The sequence below is a fragment of the Shimia sp. W99 genome (assembly GCF_053851455.3).
Window position 1 is genome coordinate 631,066 of record NZ_JBSQBU020000001.1, and the last position, 20,975, is coordinate 652,040.

At 59.1% G+C, this 20,975-nt stretch carries 20 protein-coding genes and 1 tRNA gene; 9 read left to right on the forward strand and 12 right to left on the reverse strand.

The annotated features are described in order from the left end of the window. The first annotated feature begins 45 nt into the window (after window positions 1-45). On the forward strand, window positions 46-1,662 hold the full coding sequence (locus ACS3QZ_RS03045; RefSeq protein WP_456036509.1) for an NAD(P)H-hydrate dehydratase: 1,617 nt from the start codon (window positions 46-48) through the stop codon (window positions 1,660-1,662). Between the two features lie 53 nt (window positions 1,663-1,715). Next, a tRNA-Leu gene (locus ACS3QZ_RS03050) sits at window positions 1,716-1,799 on the forward strand. Between the two features lie 8 nt (window positions 1,800-1,807). On the opposite strand, the gene ACS3QZ_RS03055 is transcribed toward ACS3QZ_RS03050, so the two are convergent. The 7 genes from ACS3QZ_RS03055 to ACS3QZ_RS03085 all read right to left on the reverse strand — a co-directional run bounded on the left by ACS3QZ_RS03055 (window position 1,808) and on the right by ACS3QZ_RS03085 (window position 11,185). Then, on the reverse strand, window positions 1,808-2,905 hold the full coding sequence (locus ACS3QZ_RS03055) for a site-specific integrase (protein ID WP_456036510.1): 1,098 nt from the start codon (window positions 2,903-2,905) through the stop codon (window positions 1,808-1,810). Continuing rightward, entirely contained in the window at window positions 2,902-3,105 is a 204-nt protein-coding gene (locus tag ACS3QZ_RS03060; RefSeq protein ID WP_456036511.1) for a hypothetical protein, read from the reverse strand. The genes ACS3QZ_RS03055 and ACS3QZ_RS03060 overlap by 4 nt, the downstream gene beginning before the upstream one ends. 1 nt (window position 3,106) lies before the next feature. Next, on the reverse strand, window positions 3,107-3,307 hold the full coding sequence (locus tag ACS3QZ_RS03065) for a hypothetical protein (RefSeq protein WP_456036512.1): 201 nt from the start codon (window positions 3,305-3,307) through the stop codon (window positions 3,107-3,109). Between the two features lie 373 nt (window positions 3,308-3,680). Next, window positions 3,681-5,567, reverse strand: coding sequence for an AAA family ATPase (locus ACS3QZ_RS03070; protein ID WP_456036513.1), 1,887 nt, complete (start codon window positions 5,565-5,567; stop codon window positions 3,681-3,683). A gap of 11 nt (window positions 5,568-5,578) precedes the next feature. After that, window positions 5,579-10,480 (reverse strand): DEAD/DEAH box helicase, encoded by a 4,902-nt coding sequence (locus ACS3QZ_RS03075; RefSeq protein ID WP_456036514.1) that lies wholly within the window; start codon window positions 10,478-10,480, stop codon window positions 5,579-5,581. Between the two features lie 97 nt (window positions 10,481-10,577). Beyond that, complete coding sequence (locus ACS3QZ_RS03080) at window positions 10,578-10,826, reverse strand: helix-turn-helix domain-containing protein (RefSeq protein WP_456036515.1); 249 nt, start codon at window positions 10,824-10,826, stop codon at window positions 10,578-10,580. A gap of 134 nt (window positions 10,827-10,960) precedes the next feature. Beyond that, the gene (locus tag ACS3QZ_RS03085; RefSeq protein ID WP_456036516.1) at window positions 10,961-11,185 is read right to left on the reverse strand and encodes a helix-turn-helix domain-containing protein; all 225 of its coding nucleotides are present in this window, start codon (window positions 11,183-11,185) and stop codon (window positions 10,961-10,963) included. A gap of 74 nt (window positions 11,186-11,259) precedes the next feature. Between ACS3QZ_RS03085 and ACS3QZ_RS03090 the strand changes: the two genes are divergently transcribed. From ACS3QZ_RS03090 to ACS3QZ_RS03120, 7 genes are all read left to right on the forward strand, one after another. Further along, the gene (locus tag ACS3QZ_RS03090) at window positions 11,260-11,550 is read left to right on the forward strand and encodes a hypothetical protein (RefSeq protein ID WP_456036517.1); all 291 of its coding nucleotides are present in this window, start codon (window positions 11,260-11,262) and stop codon (window positions 11,548-11,550) included. Continuing rightward, complete coding sequence (locus ACS3QZ_RS03095; protein WP_456036518.1) at window positions 11,538-11,951, forward strand: hypothetical protein; 414 nt, start codon at window positions 11,538-11,540, stop codon at window positions 11,949-11,951. Before ACS3QZ_RS03090 ends, ACS3QZ_RS03095 begins: the two co-directional genes overlap by 13 nt. Continuing rightward, window positions 11,948-12,106: a hypothetical protein gene (locus ACS3QZ_RS03100; RefSeq protein WP_456036519.1), complete on the forward strand. Its 159-nt coding sequence runs from the start codon at window positions 11,948-11,950 to the stop codon at window positions 12,104-12,106. The genes ACS3QZ_RS03095 and ACS3QZ_RS03100 overlap by 4 nt, the downstream gene beginning before the upstream one ends. Beyond that, window positions 12,103-12,600, forward strand: a complete 498-nt coding sequence (locus ACS3QZ_RS03105; protein ID WP_456036520.1) for a hypothetical protein — start codon at window positions 12,103-12,105, stop codon at window positions 12,598-12,600. The genes ACS3QZ_RS03100 and ACS3QZ_RS03105 overlap by 4 nt, the downstream gene beginning before the upstream one ends. Before the next feature lie 56 nt (window positions 12,601-12,656). Then, a complete protein-coding gene (locus ACS3QZ_RS03110; RefSeq protein ID WP_456036521.1) occupies window positions 12,657-13,460 on the forward strand; it encodes a metallophosphoesterase in 804 nt (267 codons plus the stop codon). A 165-nt stretch (window positions 13,461-13,625) separates the two neighbouring features. Further along, window positions 13,626-14,561 carry an endonuclease domain-containing protein gene (locus tag ACS3QZ_RS03115; protein WP_456036522.1) on the forward strand — a complete coding sequence of 312 codons (936 nt, stop codon included), beginning with the start codon at window positions 13,626-13,628 and terminating at the stop codon, window positions 14,559-14,561. A gap of 373 nt (window positions 14,562-14,934) precedes the next feature. After that, window positions 14,935-16,077, forward strand: coding sequence for a DUF4268 domain-containing protein (locus ACS3QZ_RS03120; protein WP_456036523.1), 1,143 nt, complete (start codon window positions 14,935-14,937; stop codon window positions 16,075-16,077). A 9-nt stretch (window positions 16,078-16,086) separates the two neighbouring features. Here the strand turns inward: ACS3QZ_RS03120 and ACS3QZ_RS03125 are convergent, their stop codons facing one another. The 5 genes from ACS3QZ_RS03125 to ACS3QZ_RS03145 form a co-directional block, all read right to left on the reverse strand. Continuing rightward, a complete protein-coding gene (locus ACS3QZ_RS03125) occupies window positions 16,087-16,962 on the reverse strand; it encodes an endonuclease NucS domain-containing protein (protein WP_456036524.1) in 876 nt (291 codons plus the stop codon). Then, window positions 16,959-18,269: a type II toxin-antitoxin system HipA family toxin gene (locus ACS3QZ_RS03130; protein ID WP_456036525.1), complete on the reverse strand. Its 1,311-nt coding sequence runs from the start codon at window positions 18,267-18,269 to the stop codon at window positions 16,959-16,961. Before ACS3QZ_RS03130 ends, ACS3QZ_RS03125 begins: the two co-directional genes overlap by 4 nt. Beyond that, window positions 18,269-18,514: a helix-turn-helix domain-containing protein gene (locus ACS3QZ_RS03135; RefSeq protein WP_287262640.1), complete on the reverse strand. Its 246-nt coding sequence runs from the start codon at window positions 18,512-18,514 to the stop codon at window positions 18,269-18,271. The genes ACS3QZ_RS03130 and ACS3QZ_RS03135 overlap by 1 nt, the downstream gene beginning before the upstream one ends. Window positions 18,515-18,598: 84 nt before the next feature. After that, window positions 18,599-19,861: a plasmid recombination protein gene (locus tag ACS3QZ_RS03140; RefSeq protein WP_456036526.1), complete on the reverse strand. Its 1,263-nt coding sequence runs from the start codon at window positions 19,859-19,861 to the stop codon at window positions 18,599-18,601. Window positions 19,862-19,929: 68 nt separating this feature from the next. Beyond that, window positions 19,930-20,634, reverse strand: a complete 705-nt coding sequence (locus ACS3QZ_RS03145) for a helix-turn-helix domain-containing protein (RefSeq protein ID WP_456036527.1) — start codon at window positions 20,632-20,634, stop codon at window positions 19,930-19,932. Between the last annotated feature and the right edge of the window lie 341 nt (window positions 20,635-20,975).

The following is a 20,975-nucleotide window of genomic DNA, read 5'->3' on the forward strand; positions in this document are numbered from 1 at the left end:
GTACGCTCGAAAAACGCGCTGAATTGAATCGCAAGGGATTTGGAAATGAGCGAAATACTCACCGCTGCACAAATGCGCGCCATCGAACAGGCGGCCATCGAGTCGGGTGAGGTGACCGGTTTGGAGCTGATGGAGCGCGCAGGAAAGGGCGTGGTTGAGGCGATCTTTGAAGAGTGGCCGGAACTGGCGAATGGGTCCCATGGTGCCGTGGTGCTATGCGGGCCGGGCAACAATGGTGGTGACGGGTTTGTTGTCGCGCGGCTTTTGAAGGAACGGGGCTGGCAGGTGGAGGTATTTCTCTATGGAGACGCCCAGAAACTGCCGCCGGATGCGAAGGTGAATTATGAGCGTTGGGAGGCTTCAGGCGGCGGTACTCAGATTGTCGTGGCAAGCGACGAGGCTTTTCCTTCCACGTTTCCATTGCATTATGAGCCAAGCCTCGTGATCGATGCAATATTCGGGACAGGTTTGACCCGGAAATTATCTGACCAACTGCAACAGGCTCTCAACAATCTAAATAGCGTGTTCCCGTCCCAAGCCAAATGGATCGCTGTCGACATTCCGAGCGGTCTCTGTGCTGATAGCGGAAAATTACTGGGCGGGGGGGATGATTGCTTTTGGTTGGATAGGTTTTCGCTAACGGTGACTTTTCATCAAAGAAAATTAGGTCACTTTGTTGCCAACGGGCCAGCGGCCACTGGGGGAGTCGTTTGTAAGGGCATCGGACTATCTCGGGACATTCTCATTCTAATGAGCCAAGGTAATTCACCCCAAAAGGTGCCGTCTTACAGGGAGAAAGTCCATTTAACGGATGAAACTTTTCAAATCACAAAGGGTGAAGAAGACGCCCACAAGTACACCCACGGCCACGCCCTGATCCTATCCGGCGGCCCCGGCAAGACGGGTGCGGCTCGGTTGGCGGCACGGGGGGCGCTTCGGATCGGGGCCGGACTGGTGACACTGGGCGTGCCGCCAAGCGCGCAGATGGAGGTTGCCAGCCAGATTACCGCGCTTATGTTGCGGCGGGTGGACGGTTCGGAAGGGCTGGAAAGCGCTTTGGAGGACGCGCGCTTCAACGCACTTTGCCTTGGGCCGGGGCTGGGTCAGGAGCGGGCGCGGGAGCTGGTTCCGGTGGCGGTGCGTGCCAAGCGCGCACCCTACGTTGTGTTGGATGCGGATGCTCTCAGCGCTTTTGCAGATGACCCGGCACAATTGTTTGATCTGTTACACGCGCGTTGTGTACTGACCCCACATGAAGGGGAGTTCAGGCGGCTGTTTCCGGACCTCCATGCCAAGCTGGTCGAGGTGCCAACCAAGGGTCCGGCCTATTCCAAGGTGGATGCCACGCGCGAGGCGGCAAAGCGGGCAGGGTGCACCGTTCTGTTCAAGGGGCCGGACACGGTGATTGCGGACCCGACGGGGCAATGCAGCATCAATTCGGCACACTATGAGCGCAGCGCGCCTTGGTTGGCGACGGCGGGGTCGGGGGATGTGCTGGCCGGGTTCATCACGGGGCTTCTGGCGCGCGGCTTTTCTCCGATGCAGGCGGCGGAAACAGCGGCATATCTACATGTGGAATGTGCGCTGGAATTTGGCCCGGGACTGATCGCGGAAGACCTGCCCGAACAACTACCCGCAGTATTCCGGAAACTGGAGCTCTAGGCGCATTTTCTGCTCGCATCCGGCAATTGGCTTTGCTAAGACGCGCGAACCGTGCGGGTGTGGCGAAATTGGTAGACGCACCAGATTTAGGTTCTGGCGCCTTTGGCGTGGGGGTTCGAGTCCCTTCACCCGCACCACTTTGAAATCATTTGTCATTCTGGGGTTCTTCCTCTGTCTGGTCCTGCGACCCGGGTAAAGTTTCGCAATTTGTTTCGCACTTTCCCGGTTTGTCGCTGTTTCGTTCCCGCTTCTGCTGAGCCCGTTTCGACGCCTTTTTCTGATCCGCGCCCGAGGCATATTTCTGTGCCATCTCAAGGGTCTTGTGCCCTGTGACGGCTTGGATGTCGCGGATATCGACACCGGCATCTGCCATCTCCTTGGCTGCCGTGTAGCGCCATCCGTGGGGCACCAGCCTGTCATGCCCCTCCTTGACACCAATCGCTTCGCGCACGTCCTCTACAGCTTTCTGCACCTGCCGCTTGCCAAGCGGCTCGGTCGCGGTCTTGGCAAGGATGTGCTTTCCGCGCCGGGGAAGTCCCGCGAGGTATGCCTGCAACCGTGCAGGGCAGTAAACGTCGATCTTCGCGCCCGTCTTTTGTTGAACGACCGACATATACTCGCCGTCGAAATCATCCCACTTCATTGCCACGCAATCCCCAAGCCGCTGGCCCGTGCCGATCGCAAGCTCGTAAATCGTGCGCGCGACCGACAGCCCATGCTCGTCGCAATACCGCTCATAGGCCTCCAGCTTGTCCGCAGGCCAAGCCTCATAGGCCGCCCCCTTCAGCTTGCGGATACCCACCACCGGGTTTCGTTCGATCCACTCAATATCCACTGCCCGCCGCAAAAGGATCGACAGCACGGCGATCCGTTCATTGGCCTTCGACCACGTCTCCTTCAGCTCATCCCGTACACGCAGCGCGTCGGCCCGCTTGAAGTGACGCACATCCTTGGAGCCGTTCTTCTCACGGATATCCTCGCAATGACGGCGATAGTTCTTCTTGGTGCCAGCGGCCAACTCCTTGAATTCGGCACTGGAATAGTAACTGACGATCAGCGCTTCCCACGAGGTCGTGGTGATCAACCGGGTCTTTCCGTTGCGAATTGACCAGTATTTCAGGGCAAATTTCTCGGTGTCCGGGTCGTCAGGCAGCCGCTCCCGGAACTTGCCCTTGCGAAAGTAGATGTAGGTCTTGCCCTTGACGGTCTGAAATTCGAGATAGGGGAGATCTGGCCGTTTCATACGACAAAGGCCTCCGGCTCGATCTTGTTGCCCGTCAGGACCGCCTCGATCTCGGCTACCACCCAGAGGGTGCGCTTTCCAAGCCGGATCGGCGGCGGAAGCGCGCCTTGTTCGACCAGAAACAGGAACTCCCCCACGGTCAGCGACAACATCCCCGCCGCCCTTTTCGCCTCTACGGCGAGCCTTTCGAGTTTGGCCATGTCATGCTCCCTGCGCCTTGGCAGCGCGTTCGAGCAGGATCGTCGCAAATTCGCTGTCGCTCAGGTTCCATGGTCCCTCCAGAGCCCTGATGATCAGCTCTGACATGGTCGCGCTCTCGCTCAGAGAGTGCATCCGCAGCGCGGCGTGGAGATGTTTCGGCAGATAGATAGATGTCTGCTGCAAGGTGTTTCGATCAAGCATAGCTCGCCCGCCCATATAATTACTGGAGAGGCACCGGTTTTCGCTCAATGTCTTGATGGGGATTTGAGAGCAGTGCTCTCACGCTACAACTTTTGATCGCTTGTCGAGGGGCAAGCCCCTCTCTACCTGAATTTCAATGATGCCTGAGCTTTGATAGCGCGGGCGCAGTTTGAGATCAAGGTATTTTTAAATTTTTGTAGCGTTGTCAAACATTTATACGAAACCGTTAAATTTTCAACCAACAGGAGAAGCTTTTGAGATTTTTCTCAAATCGAGGCTCGTTAGCCAGCGGAAGATAGCCGCCTCCAGCCGAAGCCGATTTGCATCGGCCTCCGCATAGCAGAGGAAGCAAGTCAAAACGCCGACAGGGTAACTATTTGAATTTCTCAAAAATCGATGCCCAAAGGTCGAGCATTTCGTCATCTACTTGCTTGTCGGGGTTTGCCAGTAGTTTTGATTTCACGCCCAGTGCGAGCTGCACTTTCCAGTCGTCAGCGAGATCAAAGCCCTCTCCAGCGGCCCACGCCTTGATCTGAGGAACAATTGGCTTGCCTGCTTCATAGAAATCCTCGAAGTCACGATCCGCGCGGCGCTCCAGTCGATCCAACACTTGGATCAAAAGTTGCGGGGGAAGCAGGTCTTCGATCTCGGTGTCCTTCAACTTCCCGGTGAAGGCGTCGATGGTAAAGACCAAGTCCTTTGCCCCTTGATAAAGACCGTCTTGGAGCGCTTTTGCTGCCTGCCTGCCGGCAGCATCACCATCCAGCAGGACATAGGGCAGTGCATCGTCGCGCCCCATCAAAATTGCCGCGATGATCTTGGCCGTCTTCGCCCCGCCTGAAGGCGGAAACACCAGTTCGGCAGTCGGATTGATACGCCCTTTTGCAATCAGGATGTTCTTGATCGCAGACAAATAATGTTGGTCTGACGGCCCCTCGACAATCACCGGAGTGCATCCAAGCAATAGGCTTTCAGCAACGGTCAGGTTCAAAGCCGAGTGCACCGCGTAAGTGGCTCCTGCGCCCTTATCTGCACCCTTGCCCTTGTTCGCGGCCAGATTGCTCGACGCGACTGTGCCGCCGTCTCCATCGACATAGACCTTACGAACTCGGTCGAGACGGTCAGCGTCGATCATGAAGGGCGAATGGGTGGTGAACACGATCTGATGTGTCTTCGACAAATTGTCAAAGAAGGCCGACAGATCACGTTGGGCTAGCGGGTGCAGCGAATGTCCCGGCTCGTCCAGCAGTACGATCGCGTTGTCGTGCGTGTCCTCGCTCTCATATGTGAAAACGAGGAAGAAGCTCAGGAACCATTGCAAACCGGTGCTGCGATTTTCCAGCTCAATTTCTTCTGGTCGCCTGTCGTCAGCAACCCAGATGCGGAAATAGTTACCATCAGCTTGCAATCTGAATTGGTAGTCGCCTTGCTTCCACCAGTCCCGGAAAGATTTTGTCAGCTTGGATGACGCTGACTGAAGCAAAGCGGCACGTGTCCGCAATTGTTCGTCGTCGATCTGAATTTGTTCATCTGTTTTCTTAATAACGTCAACGCGTTGCCCATGCTGATTGATCCGTTCAGTGACGCCTGTCGCTCGTGCAAGCTCTAGCACTTCCTCTGGGCTGAGGTTCACAAGATCAAAGAGAACCTGAAGAGTGCGGGTCTTTGCGGCTTCCTTTGCGCTCAGATCATCCCGCTTCATGTTATCCACGACATGGGGCAGATAGATTTGGGCGTCCAAGTTGCCGTAGTTTGAATAATAGACAAACTTCGGGAGCCAAGCTTTCAAGTGCGCAAACAGGCTCGGGCCTTTTTCTGGGGCGGGGGCTTCTTCGCCTTCCGCGACTTCTGGCGCCTCTTTCACCTCGAACATATCGCTGGGTTTGAGTGTGCGGTCGTTACAAAACCAGATACCAAAACGCCCCTTGAAGTCGCGAACCACTTCTACGGTTTCTGTCTTGCTCCGATCCGCTCCAAATTTTGCTGCTTTATCGCGCTCAGCATCACTCAGTTCAAAAATGCAGCGGATGAAATTATGTTTCTCAGGTTCCTCGCGCATCTCGGCATAGCGCGACCGAGGCATGTCATCGAGATGATTGATTGCGCCATTGCCAGACGGGTTTAGTTTCCAGAGGGGAAGCAAGAGGTTGGTCTTACCTGCTTCATTCTCACCGATCAGAGCGGTGACATCCGACGCGTCGATCCAGCCGCTATCAACAATCGAGCGAAAATTCGTGACGCGAAATTTCTTTAGTTCCATGGCGTTATTCCTCAATCAATATCCAGCTTCGGCAGACCCCGCACGATCTCCATCGTCCGCAGGCTGACCGTGATCACGCGCTGGAACAATTCCAGCGGATAGGCGGGGTTGTCGACGGTCTCATTGGCGTAGCGGTTGGCGTCGTTGACGATGTCGCTGCCCTTTTTGGTCTTGGGGTTGTAGCTGTCCTTCAGCTCCGCTTGCCGTTCCATCACCCATTCCAGCGCGGGCTTGCCGTTGACGACATAGTCATAGGCTGCCAACGGGATATCTTGCATGGTGATGTTGGCGTTGTAGATCACCGTCGATTTATCGAGGTTCGGGCGCTTGCCCGCGAATTTCATCTTGGTGACGCGGTAGAAGGCCTGCGGATCGTCGATGACCCATGTGTCGGGATGGCCCTGCTTGAAGGTGACGGGATAGGGTTCGACCGTCTCGTAACCCACATGCAGATCGGCCAGATCACGGCCCGCCTGCGCGAAGGCGCGGAAATCCTCGACCTTCTTCACGCATGGGATGCGGGGCAGTTCCTTGGTCAGGTTATCGGCGTAGCGGGCGCGATAGTCTTCGGAATGCAGCAGGCCATAGGTGTAATAGAAGATATCCTCGCGCGTGATCTGCTGGCCCGGATAGGCCGCTTGGAAATGGCGCAGGCCTGCGTCGGTGATGCCATCACGGCGGGCGGCCTGATCCGCGCCCGAAAACAGGTCATCCGCGCCCGTGTCGGCATCGTTGTAAATGTAGAGCGGGAAGCATTGCGAACCGCTCATATCGGCGGCGTGAAGGCTCGGGATGCAATCCGTCATCAGCGCCGAAACCGATCCGCGCGCGCCGGGGCTCGACATGGCGATCACGCGATTGGGGCTGTCGGCATCAGGAAACAGGCGCGGGATCTGATAAACCATCTCGTTCAGGCGGCGGCTGAAATACAACCATTCCTTCCCGAACGGACGATAGATCGACGGCACAAACTGGCCGTCCTCGATCGACAAGGGTTTGCCACGGCCATGATCCGCCAAAAGCGCCCGCGTCCAGCTTACCTGCCTCGGATCGCCCAATAGTTTCGGCGCTGGCTTGCCTGCATCCTGCGCCTGCCGTGCCTTGGCCAGCTCATCATTGTAGGTGTCGATCATCGCCCCGATGTTGCGCTCCAGATCGGCACGAGAGCGGTTGTAGCACCACGCATCCCGCTGGGTTTTCACCCCTGCGGAATATGTCTCGAACAGCGTTTCAGCGGTCTTGTCCTTCTTGTCACCGATCTTGATGAACTGATCGAAAGACGCATCCCGCTGGTTCAGCCAATCGCCATGTTCGTCGGGCTCGATCCGGGTCCAGCCATCGGCCTCGGCAATGCCGCGCGTCGAGCCGAAGTCGCGGATGATCGCCAGCTTTTCCTTTTCTTCAAGGTAATCGCCAATGTCGCGGTAATGGATGCGACCGCGATGTGCGGCCTCGGGGTTGCGGACGAGGACCGAAATCGTGATCGGCGTGCGGGTGCCCGCACCAAAGACGTTGCCCTTTTCCTTGCGGCGGCGTTCACCGGTCAGGTGTGCGTCACCCCGCAGATTAAAGATGTAGAGGTCGGAGAACTCACTGGCGAAGCTCCTGCGCACGCCCGTTGTAGCGTTCCCATCCAGCCAACCGCCATTGGTCACAAAGGCCACGACACCACCATCATCGCCGATCCGGTCACTGGCCCAGCGGAAAGCCCGCAGATAGCTGTTGTAAAGGCCGTTCTTGTTCTGCGCCTCGGTCAGCGCGGCATAGGTGTCGCGGATGCGGCCATCCAGCGTGGGGTAGTCCACATTGGCATTGTCGTCATTGGCGCTGTCCTGCCCTTTGGAATAGGGCGGGTTGCCAAGAATCACTCGGATATCGGTCGCCTTCTGCCGTTTGCGCCGTTCCGAGTTGTCGGGCATGTAATGCGAGATCAGATCGTCGCTTTCATACATCTGGAAGGTGTCGGTCAGGCAGATGCCTTCGAAGGGCACATAGTCCCCGCCCTGAAGCCCGTGATAGACCGCCTCGATGTTGATCGCGGCAATGTAATAGGCCAGCAGCACGATTTCATTGGCGTGGATCTCGTGGCGGAATTTGTGCTCCATCTCCTCGGGCGCGATCAGGCCCGATTGCAAGAGCCGCGTGATGAAGGTGCCCGTGCCGGTGAACGGGTCCATGATATGCACGCCCTCGGACCCGAGCGTCTGGCCGAACTCGGTTTGCAGCACATCGTTGACCGAATGAATGATGAAATCGACGATCTCGGGCGGGGTGTAGACGATGCCGAACTTGTCCGTGGTGCGCGGGAAGGCCTTTTTGAAGAACTTCTCGTAAAGCTCTTTGATCAGGTTCTGCTTGGCCGCCGGATCGGTGATGCCTTTGGCGCGGCGCTGAACATCGGCATAGAATTTGTCGAGGTCTTCGGATTCCTTGTCCAGATTGGCCTCATCCAAGACATCCAGAACCCGCTGCATGGCGCGGGAAACAGGGTTCTCTGAGGTGAACTGGTGGCCCTCGAACAGGGTCTGGAAGACGGGGCGCGTGATGATGTGCTGGGCCAGCATCTCGATCGCGTCTTCACGGGTGACGGTTTCGTTCAGATCGTCTTGCAACTCTTCAAGGAAGGCGTCGAAGGCTTCGCGTGCGCGGGTGTCGGGCGCGTCCAGCAGGCTTTTCAGTCTGACGATGTGGTCGCCTGCGATCTCGGCAATGTTGCCCGCCCAGTCTTCCCAATAGTCGCGCGTTCCGCATTTCTTGACGATCTTCGCCATGATCGCGCGCGAAAACTCATCGACGGAAAAGACCATCTCGGCCTGCACCGGCCCTGTCGTGACGGGATCGCGCCCAGGTGTGCCGATACTGGCGCTGGCAGGCTGCGCACGGGTCGGCAGATCATCGACCACTGCGGTGACGGCGGCCAGTTCCGGGTGGTTGGCCGTGATCCCGACGATCTCGACCTTGTGGCTGATGTCTTGGCCAAGCGAGGCTTGGTTGATCGTCGCACCCATGCCGTCTTCGTCGTGGGCGCGCAGGGCGTTCAGGATTTGCCAGACGACGCGGTATTTGTCGTTATCGGCCAGCGCCTGTTCGGGCGGGATACCGGCGGGCACGCCCACTGGCAGGATGACATAGCCCATCTTCTTGCCCTCAGCCCGACGCATCACGCGCCCGACCGATTGCACCACGTCGATCTGGCTTTTGCGCGGATGCAGGAACATGATCGCATCGAGCGCGGGCACATCCACGCCTTCGGACAGGCAGCGCGCATTGGTCAGGATCCGGCAGGTATGGTCCGGGGCATCTGCCTTGAGCCAATCGAGCAAACGCCCGCGCTCCTTGGCGTTGAAGGTGCCGTCCACATGCTCAATCTCGCAGCGCAGGCTGTCATCGTCCGGGTCGTCATCCAGCACCGGATCGTTCCCCAGAAATTCATCGACCACGGCTGAGAATTCGGTCTCGATCAGCTTCGAGCTTTTGATGTCCTTGCAGAAGGCCAAGGCGCGGCGCATGGGATGGGGATCGGTGGACACATCGGCCTGCAAATCAGCCTTGGTCAACGCCTTGTAGCACCCCACGATCTTGGTGGCGTCATCAAGGCGCAGTTCGCTGCCGCCATCGTTCAGGCGCTTTTGCACGCTGTCCGAAACCAGTTGTTCGTCCATGGCCAGCACGATTACCTTGTAATCGGTCAGCAGGTTGTTTTGCACCGCCCACGAGAACCCGCGATAGAACAGCGTTTCGCCGAACAGATCGGTGCGATCCATCGAGCAGAGTTCGGCCCCAACATCATCCGCTTTGGACTTGGCATTCTCCCCAAAAATCCGCGGGGTCGCAGTCATGTAGAGGCGTTTCTTGCCCTGAATGACGCTGTTGTCGTGGACCTTGACGAAGTTGGAATCGTCCTCGCCCACCAGCGTCACGCCGGTTGTCCGATGCGCCTCGTCGCAAACAATGAGATCGAATTCAGGGAGTCCGTGATCACCTTGGGCGTCTGCGATGACCTGAATCGACTGATAGGTCGCAAAGATGACCGTCATCTTGTCAGATGCGGGGTGCAGGACGCCTTCGGCAAGTTTGCGCGGATCGGTCGTCGCGGGGAAGGCAAGATCAAGCACATCGATTTCGGCAATATCATCGGCTCCGACACGCCGCTTGCCGACCTGCGTATCCGAGCAAACAGCATAGGATCGAAGCGGCGTTTCGGTGTCCGCAGTCCATTCCCGAACGGTCTGCGCCATCAAGGCCAAGGAAGGCACGAGGAAAAGAACCTGCTTACCGGCACCGGCAAGATCTTCTGCGATCTTAAGGCTGGTGAACGTCTTACCCGTCCCACAGGCCATGATCAGCTTGCCTCGGTCGGCATCCGTCAGCCCGGAACGAACATCGCGCAGCGCTTCTTCCTGATGGGGACGCAAGCGCTTTTTGTCGGCCAGAACGACAGTCCCCTGATCGCCGAAGCGTTCCCAAAGGATCGGGCTTTCCTGAAGATCATTCAACCCAATGCGAATTGTCGGGATGTTCTGGCCACGAAGCATCGCCTCGGCATTTTCGCTCCAAGGCTTCTCTGTGGTGTCGATGATAACGCGGCGTTTGAACGGATCCTTGCCGGAGGCAGAGATAAAGCTGTCGATGTCCTCTTTGCGGATGCGATAATTCGTGTCGTAAAACTTGCATTGGATCGCCGCGAAACCGTCTTCGTCACGCAGCTTCGCTACAAGGTCGATACCTGTATCACGGCCATCCCAGCCATTTTCGAGCGCCCACTGGGCGTAATGTTTGACGTCAGAATACTGCTCGACCTGAACCGGATCATGCGCAAGAAATGCGACCGCCAAGCGCTCAAAGTAGGTTCCCTTGTCGCGCTCGGTGCGCGCGGCGCTCCGGTATGAATTCAACAAATCCTGTAACGACATCTGCTCGTCTGCCTCAAAGTGTTTTTGTGAGCAGGATTCTCCTCCTACCACTCATATTTCTAGCGGGCACGACAATCGGAATCCACCAGTGATTGTGTCAGCCTCTGGCCTCAGCCCGCGTTACGGCATCGAGGATCACTTGGCCATCACAGCCGATGGCTGTCACGATCTGGACGAATTCGACGACCTCCACCTTCCGCTCGCCATTCTCGTATTTCGCGACGAAAGACTGGGGCCGTTCGAGGCGATCTGCCAGCTCGGTCTGCGTCAGCCCCGCATCCAACCGCGCCTGTTTCAATGCCGCCATGAGGGCCAGATGCCCCGGACTGCGTAGGGTTCTTCCCATGTTTTGAACTCCGAATAAATCCGGAATTCGGATAATCCCGCTTGAGGATTATCCCATTTTGGGTTATGTCTTCTGGTGTTTAAGCACCAAGGCACTTGATCATGATGACGCACGTTCGCACAGGATGGCTGGCCTTAAGGCTTCAGCAGCGTCCAAGCCTCAACGCCAAACCCCTCGGCTACCCGATACAGGTTGTCGATCGAGATGTTCTGCTCCGAGCGCTCTACGGCACTGAGATAGGTCCGGTTCAGCCCGGCCTCGTTTGCCAGATACTCCTGCGACCAGCCACGCTCGGCGCGCAGCTTGCGCATGTTGCGCGCAACGATGTCTCGCAGGGGGCTTTTGGGCGTCGTCTTCATGCACAATGCTATTGTGCTTTGACGCTTTTAACTCTACCTGTTTTAACATACATTCGACGAGTTGGAGAGTTCCCATGCCCCAATGTCCCCACTGCATGACCGAGGTCCACGAAGAGGCGCGCGTTTGCCCGTCCTGCGGCGCGAAGAAGGGTGTTCTGGGCGCAGGGTTCACCGGGCGTGATCTGAAGGTGCGAGCTGGCATTGTGGCGGCGATTGGCCTGCTGCCGCTCCTCGTCGGGCTTGGTTTTCTTGTCACAGGCGACGTCATTGGCTTCATGCTTTTAGCTGGCCTTGCCGCGATCCCCTTCGCTATCGCCTCCGGGATCTTTGTCGCATCGGAGGGGCGCGAAAAATGGTATCGCTGAACCTTCACGACCCGGACGGCGTTCAGCGCCGATTGCAGGCCTTTCTTGTCCAATTCACCGCGCCGCAATGGGTCACGCAGACCCAGACCGACGCCACGATCGAAGATCAGGAACGCGCCGCCGAGGTGCTGGACATCGTTCTGGATATCCTGCTCGATGCACACCTCGGGCTGGTGGCCGATCTGGTCCCCGCCGATGACGCGCAATTCTGGCACAGCCCGCGCCGTCTGCACGCGCCGGAAACGGGTGCGCAATTCGATATCCGCGTGGGCGCGCGCGGTGGCTATGATCTGCGCGTCACGGTGGGCAACACCGTGTTCACCGACCACGCGATGAGCTTTGAAGCCCTGACCATGGCGCTGCGCAGTTTCGCCGCCCTGCACCGCGAGGCGGCCGCATGAGCGCGCAGAAACACACCTCGTTCTACATCAGCGCCGAGGGCCACAAGGCCCTGCGGCTGGAGGCGATCAAGCGCGGCCTGTCGATGAGCCAGCTCATCGCCCGCGCGCTGGCCGATGCAGGCGTCGATATTCCGGCAGAGGATTTAAAGAAATGAAATCGTTGTTCACCGCCGCGCTGATGGCGCTTGCCTCCCCCATTATGGCCGAGGGCTGGTATTTCGAGGCATCGCTGGAAGGCGGGGCCGAATTCTGGACCTTCACCAACGCCACAGGCGATGTCAGCCCCCGCCGCCAGATGGGCGATGAAATCTGGATCATCCGCTCGGACGAGGTGAGCGAGCTTGGTCCGAACGGGGCCTGCACCTTTGACAACTGCGCGGTGAAAGTGATGCTGGGCGGGCAGGTTCCTGCGGCACGAGAGCGGGTGCAGATAACGTTCTCGAACGGCGAGGCACTGGACTTTGAGGCGCGCGGCGGTGAGGTTCTGTTCGACAATTATTCCACCGCAGGCATCGGCGCGACCGCGCTGTTCGTCGAGAACATCCGCGCAGCGGAATGGGTCGAGGTCAGCTTCGGCGGGCGGGCGCACAGGTTCAGCCTTACGGGATCGGCGAAGGCACTGGATGCGATCAGGGCGTATCTACGCTAGGTGCGCGATGGTGATATAGGGCGATAGCACTATCACACGATCAACGAGGGCATCGCATGGCGCGGTTTTTGGTCTGGAGCGACCTGCATGACGAATTCTGGGGCGGCTTCGATCAGCCTGACCTGTCCGCGCCGGTGGACGGGGTTCTGATTGCGGGCGATACGCACACGCGGGGGCGCCATCTGGAGATCCCGGCGCGGGCCGCACGCAAATATGACTGCCCGATCGTCGTGATCTGGGGCAATCATGAGGCCTATGGCTCGGTCTGGTCGGAACTGTTGGCGGACGAAGAGCGCCAGCTTGCCGAACTGCGCGCCGAAGGCCTTGATATCCGCGTGCTACATGGTGCCGCGACCGAAATCGCAGGCGTCCGCATCATCGGCGCGACGCTCTGGACGGATCTGCAACTCTACCCCGAGTTCGACGACCTCGCGCGGATCATGGTCTTGGCCTACATGCAGGACTACCGCGCCATTCGCACCGCGCCCGACACCTACTTTACCATCGACGACATGCTGGAACGTCATGCGCAGGACAAGACTGCGATCCTAGCCGCCCTGCGCACCCCGCACGACGGCCCGACCGTGGTTATGACCCACCACCTGCCGCTGCGCGACCTGATCGCCCCGTGGCGCACCATCGGCGGCCATGAGAAGCGCGCGATGAGTAACGGGTTTGCCTGCGACTTATGGGACGAAATCCGGGGCCTCAACATCGACACATGGATCTGGGGTCACAGCCACGAGGGAGAGAGCCGGACATTCGAAGGCGACCACGGCCCGATCCGCTTCGTCACGAACCAACGGGGATATCCGGGCGAGGAGGTGGCGTTCGATCCGACCTTCGTGCTGGAGGTCTGAGCACGGTAGATAGGGCGATAGTGCTATAGCGCTATTGGGCAGTGACCGAACATAACCCGCTGATCTTCTTGGAAATGACACAAAGCTAATGAAGATGATCCAAAAATTTAGCCGATAGCATTGGGGATTTTTGTGCTTTCACTGGCAGTAATTGGATTTCAGGCAATGATCGCCGCGTCTCTGGTCGTGGCACGAATTCTGGGGGCCGCGAACAATAAGCCCGATTGGCTTTTCTGGGCCGCATTCGGCTGGACCGCCTTCACCTTTGCCTTCGTGTTCGCGTCCCCGCTCATCCTCTTGCAGCTCGTGGTGATTTGGGGCGTCACCGCGTGGATCAGGCCGAAAGACGAAGATGAACCCGATCCGCCCAGCAAGCTTGAAACGCTGACCGCAGACGACGAGGACTGGCACCGATATTTCCAGCACCATTGTGAATCTCCGGCGGAAGTCGCCTTTCTCGACGCTATGGTCGAAGCCTTCAATCTCACACCTGAAAAGGGCCGCTTGCGCGGCGGCGGGCTGACCTTGCAGATGCAGGTGCCGGTGATGAATTACCGCCTAGATTTCCTGATCGACGACGGCCTGATCGTCGAAGTCGATGGCGCACAATGGCATTCCTCGCCCGAAGCCGTCGAGCGCGATGCCGAACGAGACAAAGCGCTCGCGGCGAAAGGCTATGAAATCCTGCGCATTCCCGCAAAAGTCACGCTCTACAAGCCCGAAGACGCGATCAAGCAGGTTCGCCAAGCGCGCTCAGGCTGGCTGGCCCGCAAGGCAAAGGCGCGCGCCAGCCGTGCGCAAGTGGCGGATGGAATGATGGCCGATCACAAGCGGCTCACGCAGGTGCCTAAATTCGGCGTATCGGATCTCGTGGCCTCTGTTGGAACTGGCCTTGATCGCATGGGGGCGGGTGTAACCAAGTTCAATGCGCAAATGGCACGGTTCAATGAGCGCGCTGCGCGAAGGATAGAAGAAGATCGCAACCGTGTGGCTCAGGAAGCCGAGGAAGAAATGAAACGCCTTCAAGCAGAACTGGATGCCGATCCAGAGCTTGCGAAGATGTTCGATCAGCTATCGGCAGAGTTTGGGAGCAAGCGCTGACGCCCGCCAGAAACTCCACAATCGCTCGATACTTGGCGTCTCGCTCATGTGGATTTTCCGGCTACCGTTGCACATCCCGGCCCCGCCTGACATCGCCTCCCACATGGCAGGGGAAGGCGGAGGCGGCAGCAGAAAACCCAGATTGAGGAATGAGGAATCCCCGCCATTGTCAGCGCAAACCCGCCCCGCAGGGCGCATGAACTTAAGCGGAGCGGTCCGGCTCGCCGGATAAGTGGTAGTGCGTTACCACTTAAAAAGTGGGAAATAGGTCATGATGGATCAAGTTGATCCAAAGCCGGGCGCGAGCATTTGCGCCATCCGCCTGAGACTCTTACACAATATCGCAACCAATTTCATTTTCCGAGCCTGATCCATGTTCAAAATCGACCCTGCCACCAACCGTCTATCGCGCCTGAAACACCGCAGTTTTGGTGAGCTTGGCTTCCGGGAACGGGAGAACCTTCAGGAATGGCTGATCAGTTCGCCCGATGCCTTCGGGGAAGACCTGCTGATCATCCAGAAGGAATTCGACGGTTTCGACGAGACGCGCGAACGACTTGACCTGCTGGCGCTCGATAAAAACGGCCAACTCGTTCTGATCGAGAACAAGCTCGACGATTCCGGGCGGGATTTGGTCTGGCAATCGCTGAAATACGCAGCCTATTGTTCCAGCCTGAAAACCAGCCAGATCATCGAAATCTTCCGCTCCTACCTCGACCGTCACCATGGCGGCACGGGGAGCGAGGCCGCCACGATCATCAGCGAATTTCTCGACGGGGCGGATCTGGAGGAAACCGTCCTGAACGAGGGCAACAGCCAGCGCATCATGATGGTCGCGGCGAATTTCCGTAAGGAGGTGACGGCCACGGTCATGTGGCTGCTAGGGCACGGGCTGTCGATCCAGTGCTTCAAAGTAACGCCCTACAGCCTTGGCGACGAGCTGATCCTCGACATGCAGCAGATCATTCCGACGCCCGAGGCAGAGGAATTCATGATCGGGATCGCGGGGAAGGAAAAGAGTGAGGCGCAGGCAGCCGGGGCCGTGCGGCGCAGTCACCGACTGCGGTTGGAGTTCTGGACGGAAACACTCGCCGCCCTGCGTTCGGCGGGCCAAACACGCTACGCCAATATCAGCCCGTCGAAGGACAACTGGATTTCGACCGGCTCTGGCGTATCTGGCTGCCACTATTCGCTTATTCTATCGAGCAAAGAGGTCCGTGTTCAGTTGAACCTTGAAAGCGCGGAGCGTGATCAGAACAAAGCGATTTTCGACGCGCTCGAAGCACAGAAAGCCAAAATCGAGGCGGCATTTGGCGGGGCGTTGAAGTGGCTTCGGCTTGACGACAACAAAGTCAGCCGGATTGTCGCCGCGCATGACTGCGACGGCTTCAACAAAGACAACTGGCCCGAAATGATTGCATGGCTGGTTGATCATCGTGCGCGGCTGGAGAAGGCGATCTCCGAAGACCTGAAAACCGCCGCGCGTAAGCTGAGAACCGTTGCGATCGAGGATTGAGCGGCTGCGCTATGCCACCCGGCGCAGAATCACAGGCCATTCGATCTCATATGCAGCGATCCCTGCGCGTTGTGCTGCCTCACGCACTGTCGCCGATATACGCTCAGCGATCAGCACGCCGTCAAGTTTGCCAAAGGCAAATTCGTCCTTCTGACCCAGTGCCAGCAGGTAATCTTCGACCTGCCGCACGGCATCCGCATTGGCTTCGGCTCGTTTGATCTCGATCACCAGCCAGTCGCCCGATTGCGGATCCTGCGCCAGCACATCGATCCGGCGGGAGTTCAGCCCGCCATCCACGGGGTATTCGTCCTGCACGACTGCATGACGGGTGGCGAATGGCGTTTCAGCCCATTGGTTCAGGATGGCCCGCTGAATGTCGTATTCGGTGGTAAAACCGGCATGACTACGCTCGGTGCGACCCAAATCGAGCACCCGATGGTCAAATCCGCGCAGGGCCGTAAGGGTCGGCAAGACATGCTCGCGCGCGACAACCAAGTGCCCGGCGCCTTTGTTCCGTTTTTCGAAAGTGAAGGGCAGCCCGACTGCCATGAACTGCTCGTGATACTTACCGTTGAACACCCCATGGCCAAAGTCGCCGCTTGCAGGCCGGATCGTGTCTATGGCCAAGGCCCACTGCTGATGCTCTGATGGCGAGAATGCCAGATAGACGACACCGCGCCGGTTCGGCCAGCGCGCATTGCGGCGCGGGTGATCGGTGCGGATCATCCTGTGCAGGCCTGCCGCCATTGCGTTCTCCACCAGCTCGATCACAGGTGCCGTCAGGCACCAATCACGCGCGACATAGGCCTCATCCCCTTGCCGCACGAGAAGCCCTTCTTCTATCTCTTCCAACACAATACCGTTAGGGAGTTCGAGCTTCTTCATTCCGCGCCGAGCCCTTCCTCGATCTGGAGAGATTTGGCACGCTGCTTCACGCCTTGCGCGATGGTCTGCACCAAATCTTCGGGAAAGTTCTGAGGCATCCGGGCAGCCGTTTCTTCCAGCGCCCCCTCAACGCGCCCCGCAACATCAGTCAACACCTCTTCCGCCAGCGCCACGCCGAACCCCGCCGCCTTGGCGGCTTGCAGGAAGTGACGCGGCACCACCTCGTTGATCCGATAATGCCCGTCCACCGCCATGGCGAGGCGCATCCGGTTCTGGCGGATCTGCCCGCCATCGACTGCCTTTTGCGCGCTCAGCACATCATAGAGCGGCGTCATTCGGAAGCCGCCGGGGCGCAGCGCGATGCTAAAATTCTTGGCATGGCCGTCCGTCGCGCCCAAGAGCCAGAACAGCACCTGTGCGCGAAAGAAGGCGCGCTGATCGGCCAGTGCATCATCGCTGCCCGCCAAAAGGCCGATGCCCTCGGTAATCCCCGGCCCGCCGTCCATCTGGTATTTCTGGCTGGGCGGTACCGAAAGCGCCTGACAAAAATCCTCCTGCGGCAGGCGGATCAAGCGCCCGTCAGCGGTCCAGCGCCGGTCAAACCGTGTCACTACAAGGCTGCGCACCTCCTCGAAATCGACGATCTCGACCTCGGCCACATCCGCGCCCATGGCGCGGCAGAAGTTCATACAGAAGAATTCGTTTTCCACGCTGTCCGACAGGTTGATCCCGTTCGGCAGCACGCCAAGCTGGGTTTTCAGGATATGGGTCGTGGGCGTCATACCCGAGGGCCGGACCCATTCGCCGTTGTGGCGCAAGAGCGCGGTTTTCTCCTGCGCGCCCGCAATGGAAATGCGGAAATCTTCGTCCTCGTCGAGGCCAAGCGGGGCGCTCGCCAGATTGCGCAGCAGGGCGGCGATCTGGGCGTCCGTCACCGGCTCACCCTCCAGCCCGCCCGCCTCCGGCACCTCGCCTGAGACGAATTGCAATGCCCCCACGCAGTCGCGCCCGATCTTTTCAAGCATGTGCCACGCATCGGTGCCACCCGCGCGCACCCGCGCCGCCACACGCTCGCGGATCGCCTGATTGTCAGGCAGCAGGTTTTCCAGATAGGCGATGACCGGCGCGCCCTGATGTGCCTCCTCGCGCAGGGGCAGCGACAGTGAGATCGGCATGGCATGTTCCCACGCCAGCCAACCCGGATCATAGGCAAAGCTGATCGCGCCGGAGCTGGCAAGGCGCAGATGCCCCACCAGCCGCCCATTCAGAAGCACTTGCATTGTGCCGCTGCGCCCGCGTTTCGCCATCAGAAGATGTCCTCAATCTCGACCGAGCCGCCACGTTCGACCAGCCGGAACTCCAGCCCGAGCGCGGCCATCACGGCCAAAAGCGTCGCCAGCTTGGTGCCCGCATCGCCGTTTTCCAGCGACGAAATCGTCGCCACGCGCAGATTGGTGCGCGCGCTGATATCGCCCTGCGTCCAGCCACGCGCCTTGCGCGCGCGCCGGATCGCTTCACCGATCTGTTCGGCAGTTCTGGCTGAGAGGTCCATGATGCGGCTCCTTTTACGGCAAAGCGTAAATCAAAACGAATTACGCCTCAACGTAAATTTTCACATTTTACGCCGCACCGCAAATCATACATCAAGCTCCCGCACACGATCGACCAAGCGCCGATAGACAGGTTCCGCCGCTCGCAATTCTTCGGCCTCGCGCTCCGTCCGCGCTTCCAGATCAACCAGTTCTGCGGAACCCAAGCACAGCCGCGCGGTGGTCACATCCCATTTATGCCCGCCATCCTCGCGCGTCCAATAGCGCAACAGATGCGCATCGACAGCCTGAACGATGCGCTGCAACAGCCGCCGCATCAGCTCCGAAATTCGCTCGATCATGTCGAGGCCGATACCCGCGCCGCTGGTCTCCTCGGTCAGGGCCGCCGCGACATAGCGATCGGGGTCCGGTTCGGCATTGCGCAGTTCCGACAGAAAGCGGCTTTGCTCGGGGTAAAGCCGCCCATCGCGTTCCGCCCGCAGCGCCCCGCGATAGCGCCCCACGACCATGCGATGCAGGTCATAGGCCTGTTCTTCGGCCTCGCTCAGATATTCCAGCAGCAGCCCGTGATAGGGGCCACTGGCCGCCTTAGCCCAGAGGAACAGCGCCTCGCTTGCGGCCTTGGCTTCGGCCTCTGCCCGCGCGGCAGCGTCCTGCTTCTCAACCTCCACCGCCGCCATGGCCGCCTGATGCGCGGCCCGCTGCTTGTCCCCCTCTGCGCGCAGAATATCGGCATGGATGTGTTTGCGGCGGGTTTGATCCGAACTTTTGCCCCGTTCGATCCGCAGATCGAGGCGGTCCTTGCACCACGCATTCCAGCTCGACTGCATCGCCTGACCGGAATTCTTGGCCTTCATCGCCTTGCGCAGCTCTTCCTTCGCCATCCGCGTCGAGATCGTCAGCACCTCTTTTGCCGCCGCGTTCTTGCGGGACTTGCGGCGCTGCATACGCACCGGCACGACCACCAGATCGACATTGCCGCTGCCTTGCTCGTCGAGATCAAAGCGCGTGTGAATGACCGAGCCTTCGCCCGCCCAGCTTTCCGCCCACGCCTTGGCTTCATCGAACAGCCGCTGGATCCGGTCGTTCTGAGCCGAATGCGCATCGCGCCCGTCCTCTTCCAGCCACTCCCGCGACACGCCCACCAGCATGTGCAGGGCCAAGGACGCGCCACCGCGTTCAACCGCGCCGGTCTCTTCTTTGCGCCGCTTGAAGGCATCCCAGAGGTCGCAACCGCCCGCGTTGATACCCGATCCCATCTTCGACCATGCCAAGGGGTCAAGCTCACGGACACGGCGCAGCAACGAGGTCTTGTCGAGCCGCTTGGCATGGGCTTCGATCCCGCCCATCGACGTTTTCCCCGTCGATCCCGCCTTCACATTCGCTGCGCGGACGAAGGATTTGAAACCGCCCCCACTCATGCTGCGGCCCTCGATTGGGGCTGCCCAAAACCGGCGGCCAGAAGGTCTGTCCGAAACGCAGGCCAATCCGCACGCCGCCACGGTGGCTCAGCACAAGGCAAGAAATGCCCTCTCTTCCCGTCCCACATAATCTCCTCGACCAGCCGATTCAGGTCGCGGCCAAACATGTCACTGCAAAACTCTCGCCAGCATTTCCCAGCCCATGAAGACTGCGCAACAAAGACGGGGGCAGAGCCTGCGCGCGGCGGGGCGGATGGCTTGCCATCCCGCCGATCCGGCCCGCCCGCGCTTTTTTGTTCAAAGGATTGTTCTTTATAGGAAGGCTCACCCCTGACCCCTTTTTCGCTCACGGATGACCCCTTTTCCTGCGCCTGAAGGCTCAGTGACGAACTCTTTTTGCGGTGACGGAACGGAATGATCTTGCAGGGGGATTTCAGCAGGTAGCGGGTGAAGTTTCCGGCCCCACGCCCCTCAGTGCGATTCAGCCAGCCCAAAGAGACCAGTTCGCGGATCGCCCGCTTGATCGTCGCAATAGACAGCTTCAGATATTCCGCCAAAGTCGGCAGCGCGGGGCAAATCTTGCCCGTCTCATCATTGGCAAATTCAATCGCCAAGGCGGCTGCGACGTTCTTCGTCGATGCGGCCACCTCGGGCAGCTGGAGCACGGCCTTGAGCCATTCGTAACGGTTGAGGTCAGCCATGGCACCCTCCAGTCGTCACAAAGGTTGCGGGGGCGGCCCGAGGCGTGATAACCTCCTGATCACACAGGATGCTTTTCCAAGAGCATTGAGCCCCGATTGCGCCCGCCAGCGCGTCGGGGTTTTTCTTTGGTTTATCCCCGATCTGGCGTTTCGCAGGTTCACAAGGCGTTCTGCCTATGTCCTGCGAAACTTTTCCGCCAAGTGTTTGAGCGTCTGAGAACTTCGCCCAATTTAGGTTCTGGCGCCGCGAGGCGTGGGGGTTCAAGTCCCTCCACCCGCACCACGGTTTCTCGGAATTTCGAACCGTATTTTTTACGGAAAACACCGGTCGGTTTCGCGTC